The 13,514-nt window shown below is 73.1% G+C and carries 16 protein-coding genes; 13 read left to right on the top strand and 3 right to left on the bottom strand.

Translation table 11 applies throughout. The annotated features are described in order from the left end of the window. The first annotated feature begins 51 nt into the window (after nt 1-51). From VHA72_RS01150 to VHA72_RS01135, 4 genes are read left to right on the top strand one after another with little or no spacing between them, the layout of a single operon-like run. Complete coding sequence (locus VHA72_RS01150; protein WP_325572606.1) at nt 52-540, top strand: hypothetical protein; 489 nt, start codon at nt 52-54, stop codon at nt 538-540. Continuing rightward, nucleotides 537-1,889: a UDP-N-acetylmuramoyl-tripeptide--D-alanyl-D-alanine ligase gene (locus tag VHA72_RS01145; protein ID WP_325572605.1), complete on the top strand. Its 1,353-nt coding sequence runs from the start codon at nt 537-539 to the stop codon at nt 1,887-1,889. Before VHA72_RS01150 ends, VHA72_RS01145 begins: the two co-directional genes overlap by 4 nt. An 11-nt stretch (nt 1,890-1,900) precedes the next feature. After that, the gene (locus VHA72_RS01140) at nt 1,901-2,998 is read left to right on the top strand and encodes a D-alanine--D-alanine ligase family protein (RefSeq protein ID WP_325572604.1); all 1,098 of its coding nucleotides are present in this window, start codon (nt 1,901-1,903) and stop codon (nt 2,996-2,998) included. Further along, nucleotides 2,998-3,537 carry a GNAT family N-acetyltransferase gene (locus VHA72_RS01135; protein WP_325572603.1) on the top strand — a complete coding sequence of 180 codons (540 nt, stop codon included), beginning with the start codon at nt 2,998-3,000 and terminating at the stop codon, nt 3,535-3,537. The genes VHA72_RS01140 and VHA72_RS01135 overlap by 1 nt, the downstream gene beginning before the upstream one ends. Before the next feature lie 9 nt (nt 3,538-3,546). On the opposite strand, the gene VHA72_RS01130 is transcribed toward VHA72_RS01135, so the two are convergent. Both VHA72_RS01130 and VHA72_RS01125 read right to left on the bottom strand, forming a co-directional pair. After that, nucleotides 3,547-4,494, bottom strand: coding sequence for a D-alanine--D-alanine ligase family protein (locus VHA72_RS01130; protein ID WP_325572602.1), 948 nt, complete (start codon nt 4,492-4,494; stop codon nt 3,547-3,549). Between the two features lies 1 nt (nt 4,495). Beyond that, nucleotides 4,496-4,732 (bottom strand): Lrp/AsnC family transcriptional regulator, encoded by a 237-nt coding sequence (locus tag VHA72_RS01125; protein WP_325572601.1) that lies wholly within the window; start codon nt 4,730-4,732, stop codon nt 4,496-4,498. A gap of 130 nt (nt 4,733-4,862) precedes the next feature. Between VHA72_RS01125 and VHA72_RS01120 the strand changes: the two genes are divergently transcribed. Further along, nucleotides 4,863-5,807, top strand: coding sequence for a thiamine-phosphate kinase (locus VHA72_RS01120; RefSeq protein WP_325572600.1), 945 nt, complete (start codon nt 4,863-4,865; stop codon nt 5,805-5,807). Nucleotides 5,808-5,931: 124 nt separating this feature from the next. On the opposite strand, the gene rpmB is transcribed toward VHA72_RS01120, so the two are convergent. Then, a complete protein-coding gene (rpmB, locus tag VHA72_RS01115; protein WP_325572599.1) occupies nt 5,932-6,117 on the bottom strand; it encodes a 50S ribosomal protein L28 in 186 nt (61 codons plus the stop codon). Nucleotides 6,118-6,281: 164 nt separating this feature from the next. Here rpmB and fakA point away from each other — a divergent pair, with 164 nt between their 5' ends. From fakA to mutM, 8 genes are all read left to right on the top strand, one after another. Then, nucleotides 6,282-7,886 (top strand): fatty acid kinase ATP-binding subunit FakA, encoded by a 1,605-nt coding sequence (gene fakA, locus VHA72_RS01110; protein WP_325572668.1) that lies wholly within the window; start codon nt 6,282-6,284, stop codon nt 7,884-7,886. Beyond that, the gene (locus VHA72_RS01105; protein WP_325572598.1) at nt 7,883-10,108 is read left to right on the top strand and encodes an ATP-dependent DNA helicase RecG; all 2,226 of its coding nucleotides are present in this window, start codon (nt 7,883-7,885) and stop codon (nt 10,106-10,108) included. The genes fakA and VHA72_RS01105 overlap by 4 nt, the downstream gene beginning before the upstream one ends. Further along, nucleotides 10,105-10,668, top strand: a complete 564-nt coding sequence (gene rsmD / locus VHA72_RS01100) for a 16S rRNA (guanine(966)-N(2))-methyltransferase RsmD (protein WP_325572597.1) — start codon at nt 10,105-10,107, stop codon at nt 10,666-10,668. Before VHA72_RS01105 ends, rsmD begins: the two co-directional genes overlap by 4 nt. A gap of 21 nt (nt 10,669-10,689) precedes the next feature. Beyond that, the gene (coaD, locus tag VHA72_RS01095; protein WP_325572596.1) at nt 10,690-11,172 is read left to right on the top strand and encodes a pantetheine-phosphate adenylyltransferase; all 483 of its coding nucleotides are present in this window, start codon (nt 10,690-10,692) and stop codon (nt 11,170-11,172) included. 10 nt (nt 11,173-11,182) lie between these two features. Next, nucleotides 11,183-11,740, top strand: coding sequence for a YceD family protein (locus tag VHA72_RS01090; protein ID WP_325572595.1), 558 nt, complete (start codon nt 11,183-11,185; stop codon nt 11,738-11,740). Between the two features lie 98 nt (nt 11,741-11,838). Next, nucleotides 11,839-12,024, top strand: coding sequence for a 50S ribosomal protein L32 (rpmF, locus tag VHA72_RS01085; RefSeq protein ID WP_081790257.1), 186 nt, complete (start codon nt 11,839-11,841; stop codon nt 12,022-12,024). Continuing rightward, complete coding sequence (rnc, locus tag VHA72_RS01080; protein ID WP_524538560.1) at nt 11,945-12,745, top strand: ribonuclease III; 801 nt, start codon at nt 11,945-11,947, stop codon at nt 12,743-12,745. Before rpmF ends, rnc begins: the two co-directional genes overlap by 80 nt. Continuing rightward, nucleotides 12,745-13,514: bifunctional DNA-formamidopyrimidine glycosylase/DNA-(apurinic or apyrimidinic site) lyase (gene mutM, locus VHA72_RS01075; protein WP_325572594.1), on the top strand; the 770-nt coding region annotated here is incomplete at its 3' end. The genes rnc and mutM, both read left to right, overlap by 1 nt.

Genomic DNA, 13,514 nt, shown 5'->3' with positions numbered 1-13,514 from the left:
GCCCCGGCATCGTGCCCCGGATAGGGTGGCGGCCGTGAGGAGCCCCCTGACGTGAACGTGGTGTACGCCGTCGTCGTCAGCCTGCTGACCCTGGTCTCCTACCTGCGCTGGCTGCGGGTCGCGCAGCGTGAGCACCTCCGGCCGGGCCGGTTGCTCGCGCTGGAGGGCGAGTGGGTCCGGGCCCGGCCCGTCGAGGGCTGGCTGCTCGGGCTGGTGGTCCTGGTCTGCCTGGCGTCGTTCTGGCTGCCGTGGGGCGGCGTGGTCGGCGCCCTGCTGTGGCTGTCGTGGCCGGTGGGCGAGCCGTTCGGCGGCGGCCGGATCGAGCCGACCGGCGGGATCAAGCGCGTCGCCGCGATCGTGGTCGCGCTGCACGTCGTGCTCACCGTGGTCCTCACCCTGGTCCCCTCGCACGCCTACGTGGTGCTGCCGATCGCCGCCGTACCCCTGGTGGAGTTCGCGCTGCTCCTCGCTCGGACTCCCCAGCCGGACGCCCATACGGACGCCCGGCCGGACGCCCATACGGAAGAGGCACAGGCATGATCCCGCTGACCCTGGCCGAGATCGCGGACGTGACCGACGGTCGAGTGGAGGGCGACCCCGCAACGACGGTCGACGGCCCGGTCGTGATCGACGGCCGGGAGGAGGCGCCGGGCGGGCTGTTCGTGGCGTTCGTGGGGGAGCGGACCGACGGCCACCTCCACGTCGCCCAGGCCGCCGCCAACGGCGCCGTCGCGGTGCTGGGCAGCCGCCCGACCGAGCTGCCGACGGTGATCGTCGACGACGTCCAGCGGGCCCTCCAGCGGCTCGCTGCCCACGTGGTGGCGCTGCTGCACGGCACCGGCGCGCTGACGGTCGTGGGCATCACCGGCTCGCAGGGCAAGACGTCGACCAAGGACCTGCTCAGCGCGGTGCTGGCGGATCAGGCGCCGACGGTCGCCACCCGCGGGTCGTACAACAACGAGATCGGGATGCCGCTCACCGCGCTGCGGGCCACGCCCGAGACGCGCTACCTCGTACTCGAGATGGGCGCGCGCGGGATCGGCCACATCGCCGAGCTGGCGGCGCTGGTCGAGCCCGACATCGGGGTGGTGCTCAACGTCGGCGAGGCCCACCTCGGCGAGTTCGGGTCGCGGGAGGCGATCGCGGTCGCCAAGGGCGAGCTCGTCGAGGCCGCGCGTGGCACCGCCGTCCTCAACGCCGACGACCCGCGGGTCGCGGCGATGGCCGCCCGGACCAGCGCCAGGATCGTGACGTTCGGGAGCCGGCAGCCGGCCGACGTCCGGGTGGAGGGGCTGACGCTGGACGGGCTGGGCCGGCCCTCGTTCGTCCTGGTCACGCCGGCGGGCTCGGTGCCGATCACGCTCCAGCTACTCGGCGCCCACCAGGCGACGAACGCGGCCGCCGCGGCCGCCGCCGCCCTCGCCGCCGGCCTGGAGCCGGCCCGGATCGCCGAGGCGCTGAACGCCGTCACCAGCCTGTCGAAGTGGCGGATGGAGCTGCACGAGCTGCCCAGCGGCGTGACGGTGCTCAACGACGCCTACAACGCCAACCCGGACTCGATGCGGGCCGCACTGGACACGCTGGCCACGATCGGCGCCGGCGGCGCCCGCACCATCGCCGTGCTCGGCGAGATGAAGGAGCTCGGCGAGACGGCTGCGGAAGCGCACCGCTCGATCGGCGCCTACGCCGCCGAGCGTGGCATCGACCGGATCGTCGTCGTCGGCCAGGCGGCTCGGGCGATCGCGGAGGGCGCCGGCGAGAGCACCTTCGTGCCCGACAACGACGCCGCGCTGGCCTGGCTGCGCGACCAGCTGGCACCGGGCGACGTGGTGTTGGTCAAGGCGTCCAACGGGGCGCGCCTGTTCGAGGTGGCGGAGGCCCTTGGCTAGGGTCGGGCATCATGGCCGACGCTGACCCGACCCCCGCCGAGCCCACCCGCAAGATCCGCGTCGCACTGCTCTTCGGCGGCCGCTCCGGCGAGCACGCCATCTCCGCCGCCACCGCGGCCGGCGTGATGAAGGCGATCGACCGGGAGAAGTACGACGTACTCCCCGTCGGGATCACCCGTGAGGGTCAGTGGGTGCTGGCCGGAGGCGACGCCAGCCGCTACGAGCTGAGCGCCGACCACCTGCCCGAGGTCACCAGCGAGACCGGGACGGCGGTCGCCGGGCTGGGCGAGATCGGCCACGTGGACGTGGTCTTCCCGCTGCTGCATGGGCCGTTCGGCGAGGACGGCACCATCCAGGGACTGCTGGAGCTGGCCGACGTGCGCTACGTCGGCTGCGGCGTACTCGCTTCCGCGGTGGGCATGGACAAGCACTACATGAAGCTCGTCTTCGCCGGTCACGGCCTGCCGGTCGGCCCCTACGTCGTGGTGCAGCCGCGGGAGTGGGAGCAGCGCCAGGCCGAGGTGGTCAAGCGGGTCAGCGACCAGCTCGCCTTCCCGGTCTTCGTCAAGCCCGCGCGGGCCGGCTCCTCGCTCGGGGTCACTCGTGTCGACGACGTCTCCGGCCTGGCCGAGGCGATCGAGGCGGCCCGTTTCCACGACCCGAAGGTGCTGGTCGAGCAGGGCATCGCGGGTCGCGAGATCGAGTGCGCCGTGCTCGGTGGCCGCGGCGGCGCCGCGCCGCGGGCGTCGGTGCCCGGCGAGATCGTGGTCGACCACGACGCGGCCGACTTCTACGACTTCGAGGCCAAGTACCTCTCCGCCTCCCAGGCCCGCACCGACGCGCCCGCCGACCTGCCCGACGAGGTCGCCGAGCGGATCCGCGACCTGGCGGTGCGGGCGTTCGAGGCGATCGGCGGGGAGGGGCTCTCCCGGGTCGACGTGTTCGTCACGCCGCACGGTGAGGTGGTGCTCAACGAGATCAACACGATGCCCGGGTTCACCCCGATCTCGATGTACCCCAAGATGTGGGAGGCGACCGGGCTGTCCTACGCCGAGCTGATCGACGAGCTCATCCAGCTCGCGCTGGAGCGGCCGACGGGGCTGCGCTGATGAGCACGCCTCGGTACGACGTCCGCCGGGTCCGGGCCGAGGACTGGCCGCAGGTGCGCGCGTCCCGGCTGGAGGCACTCCGCGACCCGGTCGCCCCTCTGGCGTTCCTCGAGACCTACGAGGCGGCGCTGGCCCGTCCGGACGTCGAGTGGCAGGAGCGCGCCGCCAGGTCCGCCACCGGCGACGACGTCGCCCAGTTCGTCGCGATCGCGGCGAAGCGATGGGTGGCGACCGTGACCGGCCTGCGGGAGCGGCCCGGAGCCGACGACGTCGTCGGCGAGGCGGTCGAGCGCGACCAGGTCCACGTGGTCGGCGTCTGGGTGCACCCCGACCACCGCGGGGCCGGGCTGCTGGCTCGTCTCGTCGACCGGGTCGAGGAGTGGGCGCGCGGGTGCGGTGTCGATCGGCTGCGACTGCTCGTGCACACCGACAACGGCCGCGCCCGGTCGGCGTACGCCAAGATCGGCTTCGTGCCGACCGGGCGGAGGGTGCCGCTGGAGGCCGGCGAGGAAGTGGAGATGGAGCGCCGGCTCGGCTGAGCCGCCCCGTCAGGCCCGCGCGAGCGCGCGTCGCAGCAGGGTGTCCGCGACCTCGCCCAGGGTGGTGCCCGACGCCGTACAGGCGTAGGGGAAGACCGAGGTCTCGGTCGTGCCCGGGATGATCGCCGTCTCCAGCAGCACGAAGGAGCCGTCCGCGGAGACGATGAAGTCGCTGCGGGACAGGTCGCGCAGGCCGAGCACCTGGTGGGCCCGGCAGGCGACCTCGCCGAGCCGGTCGAGCAGGTCCTCGGACAGGTCCGGCTTGGCCAGGCCGACGAACTCGGCGGTGTAGCGCGCGGCGAAGTCGAACTCGTGGCCCTTGGTGAAGTCGATCGCGATCGGGGTCAGCGGCCGCAGGCCCTCGTCGGACTCCAGCACGACCACCGAGACGTCGATGCCCTTGTGGAACTTCTCGATCAGGGCGTCCTCGCAGTAGGCGTAGGTCTCCACCAGCGCCGAGGGCAGGGCGGCCAGGCCGTCCACGCCGGTGACCCCGAGCGCGGAGCCGCCGCGGGTGGGCTTGACCACGACCCGCTCGCCCAGCCGCTCCAGCACGTGCTCCATCAGTGCGCTGGCGCCGATGTCGCGGAACGTCTGGGCCGACAGCCCCACGCTCTGCGGCACCGGGATGTCCGCGCGGCGCAGCAGCTCGCGGGCGGTGCCCTTGTCGAAGGCGACCCGGCAGGCTCGGGCGGTGCTGCCGACGTAGGGCAGGCCGATCAGCTCCAGCAGCGTCTGGATCTCGCCGTCCTCGCCGAACTGCCCGTGCAGCGCCGGCATCGCGACGACCGCCTTGTCCCGCTCCAGGTTGTGCAGCAGGTTGCGGTCGAAGTCGTACGACGCCACGTCGACCCCGGCCGCGCGCAGCTCGCGCACCAGGTTGCGACCGCTGGCGAGTGAGACGTCGCGCTCGTGGCTGAGACCGCCGGCGATGACGGCGACGAGACCCTGGCTCATGTCAGATGTGCACCACGGGGCAGGTCAGCGTGCGGGTGATGCCCTCGAGGGTCTGGATCTTGGCGACAACCATCTTGCCGAGCTCGTCGACGTTGCGGGCCTCGGCCCGCACGATCACGTCGTAGGGCCCGGTCACGTCCTCGGCCTGGGTGACGCCCTTGACCTGGGCGATCAGGCCGGCGACCTCCGCGGCCTTGCCGACATCGGTCTGGATCAGGATGTAGGCCTGCACGACCATGGGGGCTCCTTCCAACGGCTTGCCTCGGTCCAGCGGCTCGCCGGTCCGCCGTTCAACCTATACCGAGCGGTAGAGGTGTCCATAGGCGGCGGCTGTGCGTGGACGGTGGGTGCGGTGTTTGGATGAACCCATGACCGGTGACCAGACGCTGGCCGACGTCGGCGAGTTCGGGCTGATCTCTGCGCTCGTCGAGCACTTTCCGCAGGGCGAGCACGTGCTCGTCGGCCCGGGCGACGACGCCGCCCTGCTGCGGATCAAGCAGGGCCATGTCGTCGTCTCCACCGACCTGCTGGTCGAGGGCCGGCACTTCCGGCGCGACTGGGTCGGCGGGTACGACGTCGGTCGCCGTGCCGCCGCCCAGAACCTCTCCGACGTCAACGCGATGGGCGGTGTCGCGCACTCGCTCACCGTGGGCCTGGCGGCGCCGGCCGAGCTGCCGGTCGCCTGGGCGCTGGACTTCGCCCGGGGCTTCGCCGAGGAGTGCGCACTGGTCGGAGCCTCGGTCGTCGGCGGCGACCTGACCCGGGCGAGCGAGATCGTCATCGCCGTCACCGTGATCGGCGCGGTGCGGCAGGCGCCGGTGCTGCGGTCGGGGGCGCGGCCGGGCGACGTGCTCGCGATCGCCGGGCGACAGGGCTGGTCCGCCGGCGGCCTGGCGGTGCTGGGCCGCGGCTTCCGCTCGCCGCGGGTGCTGGTCGAGGCCTACCGCCGGCCCGAGCCGCCGTACGCCGCGGGCCCGCTGGCGGCCGCTGCCGGGGCGACGGCCATGATCGACGTCTCCGACGGGCTGCTCGCCGAGGCGGGTCACCTGGCGGCCGACTCCGGCGTGGCCATCGACGTACACACCGGTGAGCTGGAGGTGCCCGAGCCGTTGCACGCCGTCGCCGCCGCCACCGGCGCCGACCCGATCAGCTTCGTGCTCGGCGGTGGCGAGGACCACGCGCTGCTGGCGACGTTCCCGGCCGGCACGACGCTTCCGGAGGGCTTCCGCGCGATCGGCGCCGTCGCCGAGGGGTCGGGTGTGACAGTCGACGGGCTGGCCTACGACGGGCCGACGGGCTGGTCGCACTTCTGACGGTTCCCCGAGCCCGCCCTGCATACCTCGACGCATACCTCGACCAAGCGGCAGATACCTGACCAACCAACGACGAAGGCCGCCGCCCGGACGGGCGACGGCCAACGTGTGAGTCAGCGTGGGGTCAGCGCGAGACCTTGCCGGCCTTGAGGCAGCCGGTGCAGACGTTGAGGCGCTTGGGGGTGCCGTTGACGACCGCGCGCACGCGCTGGATGTTGGGGTCGAAGCGGCGCTTCGTGATCTTGCGGGACCACGGCCGGTTGTTGCCGAAGCCCGGCTTCTTGGCGCAGATGTCACAGACGGCAGCCACCGTGAACTCCTGAATGATCGTTGTCTAGGTCTCGAACGTCGCCAGCGCGCTGCGCCAGGCAACCGAACGAGCGTATCCGATGGCCGCCCTCCGGCGGAAATCGTGGTGGCCGCACTACTGTGTGGCCCACCCGAGAATACCTGGCGAGGGGGCACGTGACCGACATGGAGGCGCTCGACCTGGCGGTGGTACGGCGGTTCGCCGACCTCGCCGTGGACGCGCTGGCCGGTCATCGTGAGGAGATCGACGCGCTCAACGTCTACCCGGTGCCCGACGGCGACACCGGCACCAACCTCTACCTGACCGTGGTGGCCGGGCGCGACGCGATCGAGGAGGCGCAGCCGGTCGACGGCCGGGCGGCGGTGCTCGCCTTCGCCCGCGGCGCGCTGGTCGGTGCCCGGGGCAACTCCGGGGTGATCCTGGCCGAGATGCTCGCCACCGCGATGCGCCGGCTGGCCCGGGCCGGCGTCGACGAGCGCCGTGCCGCGGTGCTGGCCGAGGCGCTGGTCGAGGCGAGCGCCGCGTCGTACGCCGCGGTCGGCACGCCGGTCGAGGGCACCATGCTGACGGTGTGCCGGGCGGCCGCGGAGGCGGCGGATCGGCAGGCCGCCGACGAGCGTGCCCGGTCGCGCGACGTGCTGGCGGCCGCGGCGCAGGCGGCCCGCGAGGCGTTGGACGCGACGCCCGGCCAGCTCGACCGGCTGGCCGAGGCGGGCGTGGTCGACGCCGGCGGCCGCGGCGTGAGCGTGCTGTTCGACGCGGTCGAGACCGCGCTGACCGGCCGGCGCCAGGCCGAGGCGGCGGTCCGGGCCGCGCCCCGGCAGCAGCCGCACGCCGACCTGACCGAGGACGGCCCGTCGTACGAGGTGATGTACCTGCTCGACGCCGACGAGGACACCACCGAGGAGAGCATCGCCGGGCTGCGCGAGAGGCTCGCCGGCCTGGGCGACTCGCTGGTCATGGTCGGCGACGACGGCCTGTGGAACGTCCACGTCCATGTCGACGACGTCGGCGCCGCGATCGAGGCCGGCATCGCCGCGGGCCGGCCCCGCCGGATCCGGGTCACCCACTTCGTCGAGCAGGACCGGCAGCACGCCGACCGGCGTGAGGCGGCCGGCCGGGCCGTGGTCGCGGTCGCCGCCGGGCCCGGGCTGAGCGAGCTGTTCGGCCAGGCCGGCGCGGTCGTGGTCGAGGGCCGCCCGGTGACCCGTCAGCTGGTCGAGGCGATCGTCGGCACCGGCGCGGCCGAGGTGATCGTGCTGCCCAACGACCACGCCAGCCTGCGCGCGGCCGAGGCGGCCGCGCGCGCCGCCGAGCAGGACGCCGGCATCCGGGTCGCCGTCATCCCCAGTGTCGCCCAGGTCCAGGGCCTGGCCGCGCTGGCGGTGCACGAGCCGGCCGCGCCGTTCGACCGCGACGTCCTGGAGATGACCGCCACCGCCCGGCACGCGCGGCACGGCGCCGTCACCATCGCCGACCGGCGCGCCCTCACCCTCGCCGGCCCGTGCGAGCCCGGCGACGTGCTCGGCGTCATCGACGGCGACTTCGTCCGGGTCGGGGACGACGTGGAGCGGGTCGCCCTCGACGTCCTCGCCCGGCTCGTCGGCGGTGGCGGTGAGATGGTGACGCTGGTCAGCGGGCACGACGACGCCGACGGCGCCCTCGCCGCCGCGGCGGCCGCCTGGGTCGAGCAGCACCACCCGACCATCGACGTGGTCACCTACACCGGCGGGCAGGTGCGCTACCCGCTGCTGGTGGCGGTCGAGTGATCACCCTCGACTCGCCGATCGAGACGGTGCTCGGCGACACCAAGAAGACCGAGAAGGTGATCGCCGGGCTCGGCCTGCGCACCGTCGGCGACCTGCTGCACCACTTTCCCCGCCGCTACCTCAACACCGCCAACCTCAGCGCCGTGCCGCAACTGCACGAGGGCGAGATGCTGACGGTGCTGGGCGAGGTGGTCAGCAGCCGGGTGGCGACCTACCGGGACCGGCGCACCGGCCGGCCGGCGTACCGGGTGGAGACGGTGCTGCAGACCGACGGTCCGCGGCTGTCGATGACGTTCTTCGCCAAGCGGCAGCACATCGCGGAGTGGAACGCCCGCCGACTCGCGCCCGGCACCCGCGGCGTCTTCCTCGGCAAGGCCGGCAGCTTCCGCGGGCAGTGGCAGCTGACCAACCCGCAGATGGTCCTTTTCGGCGACCCCGCCGAGGCCGAGACCAGCGAGGACGCCGTCACCATCGAGGCGCTGACGGCGCTCTTCCCGATCTATCCGCTCACCGCGGGCGTGCTGTCGTGGGACCTGCAGCGCGCGGTCCGGTTCGCCCGCGAGGTGGTCACCGGCATCGAGGACCCGATCCCGGCCGACCTGCGGGAGCGGTACGGCGTCGTCGACCTGCGCACCGCGTTCGACTGGATCCACCAGCCCGAGGACATCGAGCAGGTCCGGGCGGCCCAGCGCCGGTTCCGCTTCGGTGAGGCGCTGAACCTCCAGCTCGTCCTCGGCCGTCGCCGCCGCGCGCTGGCCGCCCAGGGCGCGCAGGCGCGCACCGGCGGGGGCGACCTGCTCGCCCGCTTCGACGCAGCCCTGCCGTTCGCGCTCACCGCGGGACAGCGACAGGTGGGAGAGGAGATCGAGCACGACCTGGCCCAGCCGCACCCGATGAACCGACTGCTGCAGGGCGAGGTCGGCTCCGGCAAGACCCTGGTCGCGCTGCGCGCGATGCTGCGGGTGGTCGACTCCGGCGGCCAGGCCGCGCTGCTGGCGCCGACCGAGGTGCTCGCCCAGCAGCACTTCCGCTCCATCACCGCGATGCTGGGCGAGCTGGGCGGCGGCGGTCTCCTCGGCGGTGGCACGACGGTCGAGCTGCTCACCGGCTCGATGACCAAGGCGCAGCGCAAGGAGCCGCTGACCCGGATCGCGATCGGCGAGTCCGGGATCGTGATCGGCACTCACGCGCTGCTGACCGACCAGGTGATCTTCGACGACCTCGGCCTGGTCGTGGTCGACGAGCAGCACCGCTTCGGCGTCGAGCAGCGCGCCGCCCTGACCGACAAAGCCGGCACGCCGCCGCACGTGCTGGTGATGACCGCCACCCCGATCCCACGCACGGTGGCGATGACCGTCTTCGGTGACCTCGAGGTCTCCACGCTCACCGAGCTGCCCGCCGGCCGCGCGCCGATCCAGACCAACCTGGTGCCGCTGGCCGAGCGGCCGGGCTGGCTCGACCGGGTCTGGGAGCGGCTGCGCGAGGAGGTCGGGAAGGGCCACCAGGCCTACGTGGTGGCGCCGCGGATCAGCGGCGACGATGCCGAGCAGGGCGAGAGCGACGCGCTGGACCTGGATGAGGACGGCAATCTCGTCAAGGCACAGCCCGGTCAGCTGACCAGCGTCGTCGACCTGGCGCAGCAGCTGTCCGAGGGGCCGTTGTCGGGGCTGCGGGTCGCCGTCCTGCACGGGCGGCTGGCGCCGGAGGAGAAGGACCGCGCCATGCGCGCCTTCGCCGCCGGTGAGGTCGACGTGCTGGTCTCCACGACCGTGATCGAGGTGGGCGTGGACGTGGCCAACGCCACCGCGATGGTGATCGTCGACGCGGACAGGTTCGGCGTCTCCCAGCTGCACCAGCTGCGCGGTCGGGTCGGCCGTGGTGGCCTGCCGGGGCTGTGCCTGCTGGTCTCCCACGCCGAGCCCGGTACGCCGGCCCGCGAGCGGCTGGAGGCGGTCGCCGCCACCACCGACGGCTTCAAGCTCTCCCGGGTCGACCTGGAGCAGCGGCGCGAGGGCGACGTGCTGGGCGCCTCCCAGTCGGGCTACCGGTCGAGCCTGGAGAACCTACGGGTGCTGCGCGACGAGGAGACCATCCTGCAGGCGCGTGCGGCGGCCACCGCGCTTCTGGACGATGATGTGGACCTGCACCAGGCGCCGGCGCTCGCCCGAGCGGTGGCGGAGATCGAGAGGTCGGCGGCAGCCGAGTACATGGAGAAGTCGTGACGCGGATCATCGGGGGTACCGCGGGCGGACGTCGCCTGAGCACGCCACGAGGAGCACAGACCAGACCGACCAGCGACCGGGTGCGGGAGGCGTTGTTCTCCGCCATCGAGTCGTGGTGCGGATCGCTGCAGGGGCTCCGGTTCCTGGACCTCTACGCCGGCAGCGGCGCCGTCGGCCTGGAGGCCTGGTCGCGGGGCGCCGGCGTGGTCACCCTGGTCGAGCAGGACCGGCGGACGGCGGCGCTGATCACGAGCAATGCCCGGGCGCTCGGCTTCGCCCGGGCCAACGTGCTGACCGCCTCGGTCGCGGCGACGCTGACCAAGCCGCCGGCCGCGCCGTACGACCTCGTCTTCCTCGACCCGCCCTACCCGCTGGCGGAGGAGCCGCTCGCCGAGGACCTGGAGTCACTGGTGGCGCACGAGTGGCTGGTGCCCGGCGCGCTGGTCGTCGTGGAGCGGTCCGCGCGCAGCCCGGAGCCGACCTGGCCGCCGGGCTTCGAGGACGTGCGCGGTCGCCGGTACGGCGAGACGACCCTTTGGTACGGTCACGCCGGGTCCTGACCGCCATCTGGAGGAGCTCGCATGCGTCGCGCCGTCTGTCCGGGATCGTTCGACCCGGTGACCAACGGTCACATCGACATCTTCCAGCGCGCGTCGCGCCTCTTCGACGAGGTCGTGGTGGCGGTGGGCGTCAACGTCTCCAAGAGCCGGCTCTTCTCCGCCGAGGAGCGGCTGGAGCTGCTGCGCGAGGCCACCGCCGACCTGCCGAACGTGCGGGTGGACGGCTTCACCGGGCTGATCGTGGAGTTCTGCAGGGACGTCGACGCGGTCGCGATCGTCAAGGGCATCCGGGGCGCGACCGACTACGAGTACGAGCTGCCGATGGCGCAGATGAACGTCCACCTCACTGGGATCGAGACGGTCTTCCTGCCGGGTGCGACCGGCAACGTGTTCGTCTCCTCCAGCCTGGTCAAGGAGGTCGCGGCCTTCGGCGGCGACATCGCGGCGTTCGTGCCGCCGTACGTGCTCGACGCGCTGGAGCGGAAGCTGGCTGCGCGTCAGTAGGCTTGCGGGCGTGAGCAGCCTCGACCCGCGCGCGCCCTTCGTCCTCGACACCCGCGACCTCGGTCGCCGAGCGGGTGGCCAGCGCGAGATCACCCGCACCGTCCCGGCGCCCGCCGACCTCGGCATCGAGGTGCTGGGCGTGCCCGAGGGCGCGCCGGTGGATCTCGACGTCCGCCTGGAGGCGGTGATGGAGGGGGTCCTGGTCACCGGCAGCGCGCACGCCGAGCTGGCCGGGGAGTGCGTGCGCTGCCTGGACCCGATCCGCGACGAGGTCGACGTCGCCTTCCAGGAGCTCTACCTCTACGACGCGCCCGAGGCCGGCGACGACGACGCCGACGAGGTCAGCGTGGTCCAGGACGACCTGATCGACCTCGAGCCGGTGATCCGTGACGCCCTGGTGCTGGAGCTGCCGTTCCAGCCGCTGTGCTCCGACGACTGCCCGGGGCTGTGCCCCGAGTGCGGCGCCTCGCTCAAGGAGGATCCGGGCCACAGCCATGAGGCGCCGATCGACCCGCGCTGGGCCGGCCTGGCCTCGCTGCGGGGCGACGCCGCCGAGGGCGAGGACTGAACCGCCCGATTGGAGCGATGACCCGCCGGCGGTTTAGACTTCTGCGGTTGCCTTTCCCGGTCTCGGGGAGGGCTCACGGATTTCACGAGGAGAGAACAGTGGCTGTCCCGAAGCGGAAGATGTCGCGCAGCAACACCCGCCACCGCCGTTCGGCCTGGAAGGCCGTGGCGCCGACGCTGGTGACCTGCGCGAACCCCGCCTGCGGTGCCAAGCACCTCCCGCACCGGGCGTGCGGCGAGTGCGGTCAGTACGGCGCTCGCGCCGACCGCCGTCAGGTTCTCTGACGCAGGCTCACGGGACCGGGCCGGTCTCCTGACCAACTACGCCGAGCTGCGGTCAGCGCTCGGGGACCCCGAACTGGACCCCGAGCTGCTGGAGCGCGCCCTCACGCATCGCTCCTACGCCTACGAGAACGGTGGCATCCCCACCAACGAACGACTCGAGTTCCTCGGTGACGCCGTGCTCGGCGTCATCGTGACCGAGACGCTCTATCTCAAGCACCCGGATCTGTCCGAGGGCCGGCTGGCGAAGCTGCGCGCGGCCGTGGTCAACGCCCGCGCCCTGGCCGGCGTCGGCCGTGCGATCGGGCTCGGGCAGCACATCAAGCTGGGCCGCGGCGAGGAGGCCACCGGCGGCCGGGACAAGTCCTCGATCGTCTCCGACACCGTCGAGGCGGTCATCGGGGCGATCCACCTCAGCGGCGGCATCGAGGTCTCCAGCCAGGTGGTGCACCGGCTGTTCGACCCGCTCATCGAGGCGGCCTCGGCCCTCGGCGCGGGCCTGGACTGGAAGACCTCGCTGCAGGAGATCACCGCCGAGAAGGGCCTCGGCGTGCCCGACTACGTCATCACCGACGAGGGCCCCGACCACATGAAGACGTTCACCGCCAAGGTGCGCGTCGGCGACCGGCTCTACGGCAACGGCGTGGGGCGGTCGAAGAAGGAGGCCGAGCAGGCCGCGGCCGAGACGGCGTACCTCGAGCTGACCGCCACCCCTGCGGACTAGTGCCCGAGCTGCCCGAGGTCGAGGTCGTCCGTGCCGGCCTCGAGCGCCATGTCGTGGGGCACACCATCCGTGCCGTCGAGGTCCTCCACCCCCGCCCGGTACGGCGACACGCCGCCGGGCCGGTCGACTTCGCCGCCGCGCTGCGCGGCCGCACGCTGGTCGCGGCCCGCCGCCGGGGCAAGTACCTGTGGCTGCCGCTGGACAACGGCGACGCCCTGATGGCCCATCTCGGGATGAGCGGCCAGCTGCTCGTCCAGCCCGTCGACGCGCCGGACGAGCGGCATCTGCGGGTGCGCTTCCACCTCGCCGATCGAGGCCTCGAGGCCCGTGAGCTGCGCTTCGTCGACCAGCGGATGTTCGGCGGCCTGTCGATCAGCGCCGGGGGAGCCGAGCTGCCGGCGGAGATCGCCCACATCGCCCGCGACCCGATCGACCCGCTCTTCGACGACGCCCTCTTCATCGCGCGGGTGCGCCGCTCGGCCAGCGGTATCAAGCGAATCCTGCTCACCCAGACGGTGATCAGCGGGGTGGGCAACATCTACGCCGACGAGGCGCTGTGGCGCGCCCGGCTGCACGGCGAGCGCCCCGGCCTCCGGCTGACCAGGGCCCAGGTCACCGAGCTGCTCGGCCACGTCCGTGCGGTGCTGGGCGACGCGCTCGCCCAAGGCGGCACCTCGTTCGACGCCCTCTACGTCAACGTCAACGGCGAGTCCGGCTACTTCGACCGCTCGCTACACGCCTACGGTCGCGAAGACGACCCCTGCGCCCG

This window comes from Nocardioides sp., from assembly GCF_035547795.1.
Taxonomy (GTDB): Bacteria; Actinomycetota; Actinomycetes; order Propionibacteriales; family Nocardioidaceae; genus Nocardioides.
The sequence above is the reverse complement of the archived record's forward strand: the minus strand, read 5'-3'. Positions and strand labels throughout refer to the sequence as shown.

Excerpts from the sequence above, each read along its gene's own strand:
- VHA72_RS01135 (WP_325572603.1), top strand. The coding sequence starts at position 2,998 with ATGAGCACGCCTCGGTACGACGTCCGCCGGGTCCGGGCCGAGGACTGG.
- VHA72_RS01130 (WP_325572602.1), bottom strand. The coding sequence starts at position 4,494 with ATGAGCCAGGGTCTCGTCGCCGTCATCGCCGGCGGTCTCAGCCACGAG.
- coaD (WP_325572596.1), top strand. The coding sequence starts at position 10,690 with ATGCGTCGCGCCGTCTGTCCGGGATCGTTCGACCCGGTGACCAACGGT.
- VHA72_RS01145 (WP_325572605.1), top strand. The coding sequence starts at position 537 with ATGATCCCGCTGACCCTGGCCGAGATCGCGGACGTGACCGACGGTCGA.
- VHA72_RS01140 (WP_325572604.1), top strand. The coding sequence starts at position 1,901 with ATGGCCGACGCTGACCCGACCCCCGCCGAGCCCACCCGCAAGATCCGC.
- VHA72_RS01120 (WP_325572600.1), top strand. The coding sequence starts at position 4,863 with ATGACCGGTGACCAGACGCTGGCCGACGTCGGCGAGTTCGGGCTGATC.
- fakA (WP_325572668.1), top strand. The coding sequence starts at position 6,282 with ATGGAGGCGCTCGACCTGGCGGTGGTACGGCGGTTCGCCGACCTCGCC.
- VHA72_RS01125 (WP_325572601.1), bottom strand. The coding sequence starts at position 4,732 with ATGGTCGTGCAGGCCTACATCCTGATCCAGACCGATGTCGGCAAGGCC.